This is a genomic window from Syntrophorhabdaceae bacterium (genome assembly GCA_028713955.1).
Classification (GTDB): domain Bacteria; phylum Desulfobacterota; class Syntrophorhabdia; order Syntrophorhabdales; family Syntrophorhabdaceae; genus UBA5609.
Map to the genome: position 1 here is coordinate 1 of JAQTNJ010000363.1, position 2,592 is coordinate 2,592.

The window sequence follows — 2,592 nt, forward strand, 5'->3', positions numbered from 1 at the left end:
CCTTTTGCAAAAAATTGCGCCAGGCTTAATGCCGTATTAAGGCCGAGCTTGTCAGTCACATTGAGGTTCGCCCCCTTTTCTATCAGCAATCTTACTACATCGGCCTTGGGAGAACTTACCCCGTACATCAGCGCCGTATTTCCATACTCGTCCCTCACGTTCATGTCCGCCCCTTTTTCTATCAGCAGGCGTAAAATGCTTAAGGAACCGGAATAGGAAAAGACAGCCTGTATCAATGCTGTCCTTCCATCTTTGTCATATGCGTTCACGTTTGCCCCCTTTTCTATCAGCAGACGTAAAATATCGATATTTTGGATACCCCATATCAGTGCAGTCTGGCCCTTGGAATCCCTTGCGTTAATGTTTGCGCCTTTATCGAGCAGGGTTTTTACTTCGTCCAGACGGCCCAAGCGGGCGCTATTGATCAATGCATCCTCAAGCTCACCGGCAGATACGGCGCATGCCATGGCAAGACATACATATAAGATCCCAATAAAAAAACGAACAATTTGCTTCATATTCAATCCTCCCAAATGATCACCTTGCCCCGGCCCTCTCAAGCATGCGTACGATCTCTTCAATCTCGCTCTGCTGTTTTGGTCCAAAACCAAAATCAGCCTTTCCCACGCTTTTTAAAAACCGCGCGATTTTCAATGCCGTTTGGCCAAGCTTGTCAGTGACGTTTAGATTGGCCCCTTTTTCTATCAGCAATCTTACTACATCGGCCTTGGGAGAGCTTATCGCATGCATCAACGCCGTATTCCCATACTCGTCCTGTGCGTTTAAGTTAGCCCCTTTTTCTATCAGGGCACGTACAATATTCACGGAACCTGCTCGGGCAGCATGCATCAGAGGTGTCCAGCCATTTTTGTCGTAAACGTTTACATCCGCCCCCTTCTCGATCAGGAAGAGAGCTACCTCTTTGTTGCGATCACCCATCCTGGCCGTGTTTATAAGGGCAGTCATCCCGAGAGCATCCCTCGCGTTGATATTTGCCCCTTTTTCGACTACATTACGCACGCCTGTCAGATCGCCGATACTGGCATACATTATTAATGTATTCTCTAATTCGCCTGCAAGGGTGATTGAAAAAAGCGCCATCGACAGTTGTAATACCAAAACGAGACAGAAAAATATTTTTTTCATAGTCGCTCCTTATAAATGACACCATTAAGCTATTTTTTGTTTCTTTGTGAGGCGCACCCCGCTTCGTAACCGCCGATGAGTGCATCCTCACGCTCCCCCTACTGTCGATATAACACATTCTCTCCTGATCTTGACCCGTCGATGAATTCGATGGTTTTATTGTCCTTGATTCGTCCCGTTACAATGGCGCCCTTGCTTTGAGAGTAGTCCATTCGTCCGTCAAATCTTTTTTCATTGAGGGTTGCGGTGAAGAACGGAAGGCGCTCTCCGTACTGTCCTTTCAGTTCTTTGTCGTCGTAAACGAAGGTCGCTATGAGCTGCGACTCCTTTTTGGCGAATTCTATATGGAATTTGTTTTCCCCTTTAAACCGCCAGATACCACTCACGTCAATGTCGTTCTGCGCCCGGACCGGCTGCAGATCCATAAACATCGGTATCGAAATAAGTAAAAACATTGCTGTCAACAAAGGTATCTTCCAGGAGATCCCGTTTCTCATATCATCCTCCTCATTTATTGGCATAGATCATAAAGACACCGGTATGCCTACGGACAATTCGACAGGTTGCCGCAGCTCACCTTTGATCCCAGGGTGCAACCCTTCTTATAATACGTGCATGCCTTGGGCCGATCTCCGCGTCTTTCCAGTACTATGCCTATATTGTTGTATCTGGCAGTGATATCGGTATTCGGGTTCACTTCCAGAGATTTCTGCATGTATTTGAGTGCATCATCCAGGTTGGACTGGTTCATGTACGCTTCGCCAATATTGTAATACACCTGGTCAATTCGAGGGTGCTCCGGGAACAGCTCAACAGCCTTCTTCCAATGCAGAATAGCCTCGTTGTACTCACCTGGTCCTTTCCTGTAAAGAATGACCCCTATGTTTACCTCCTGATCGAAGTCCTCCCAGCGTCTCTTCTGCAGGTTCAGTTCCGCCATCTTCTGTCTCACCGCCTGGGCATCTTTCGCGCCAGGGGCGGCAATGAGATATTTCTCGAGGTTGCTCTTCGCCTCATCCCACCGGTGCTGTTTCTCCTGTGTGACGGACAGATTGAAGTACGGCTCCGGAAGCCATGGGGCCAATATCGAGGCTTTTCTGAAATGCTCTTCTGCTTCCTTGTAGTCCTTTAGCTGTCTCGCAAGCTTGAATGCGGCCTTGCCGTTCATCATCTCTTCTTGAACTTCCCGAGGTACAACCGGTGGAGGGGCAAGGGAACGAGCGAGCTTCACTATAACCTCTACGTCGTCTTGATAGACAACCCCTGCCTTTGCGACCTTTTGAAGCTTGGCATCGAAGTCCTGGCGCACAGAACCACCACCGGTCTTGCGCAATATGGCAACTCGCTCGGGTTTCCCCCTTTTCTCCGCAATCATAGCCGGTGTATCCCCGTTATTATTCCGGATATTTACATCAGCCCCCTTATTAATGAGCAGTGCCGCCAACT

General features: G+C 48.4%; 4 protein-coding genes. All 4 read right to left on the bottom strand.

Going from position 1 to position 2,592, the window contains the following annotated elements; genetic code table 11:
* Positions 1-518: ankyrin repeat domain-containing protein (locus PHU49_17055; GenBank protein MDD5245718.1), on the bottom strand; the 518-nt coding region annotated here is incomplete at its 3' end.
* Positions 519-537: 19 nt separating this feature from the next.
* On the bottom strand, positions 538-1,146 hold the full coding sequence (locus PHU49_17060) for an ankyrin repeat domain-containing protein (protein ID MDD5245719.1): 609 nt from the start codon (positions 1,144-1,146) through the stop codon (positions 538-540).
* Between the two features lie 98 nt (positions 1,147-1,244).
* On the bottom strand, positions 1,245-1,643 hold the full coding sequence (locus PHU49_17065) for a hypothetical protein (protein MDD5245720.1): 399 nt from the start codon (positions 1,641-1,643) through the stop codon (positions 1,245-1,247).
* Positions 1,644-1,690: 47 nt separating this feature from the next.
* Positions 1,691-2,592, bottom strand: a 902-nt coding sequence (locus PHU49_17070) for a tetratricopeptide repeat protein (GenBank protein ID MDD5245721.1), incomplete at its 5' end; no start/stop codon positions are given.

What these genes read in the sequence shown, in the direction of transcription:
- PHU49_17060 (MDD5245719.1), bottom strand. Translation starts at nt 1,146, where the DNA reads ATGAAAAAAATATTTTTCTGTCTCGTTTTGGTATTACAACTGTCGATG.
- PHU49_17065 (MDD5245720.1), bottom strand. Translation starts at nt 1,643, where the DNA reads ATGAGAAACGGGATCTCCTGGAAGATACCTTTGTTGACAGCAATGTTT.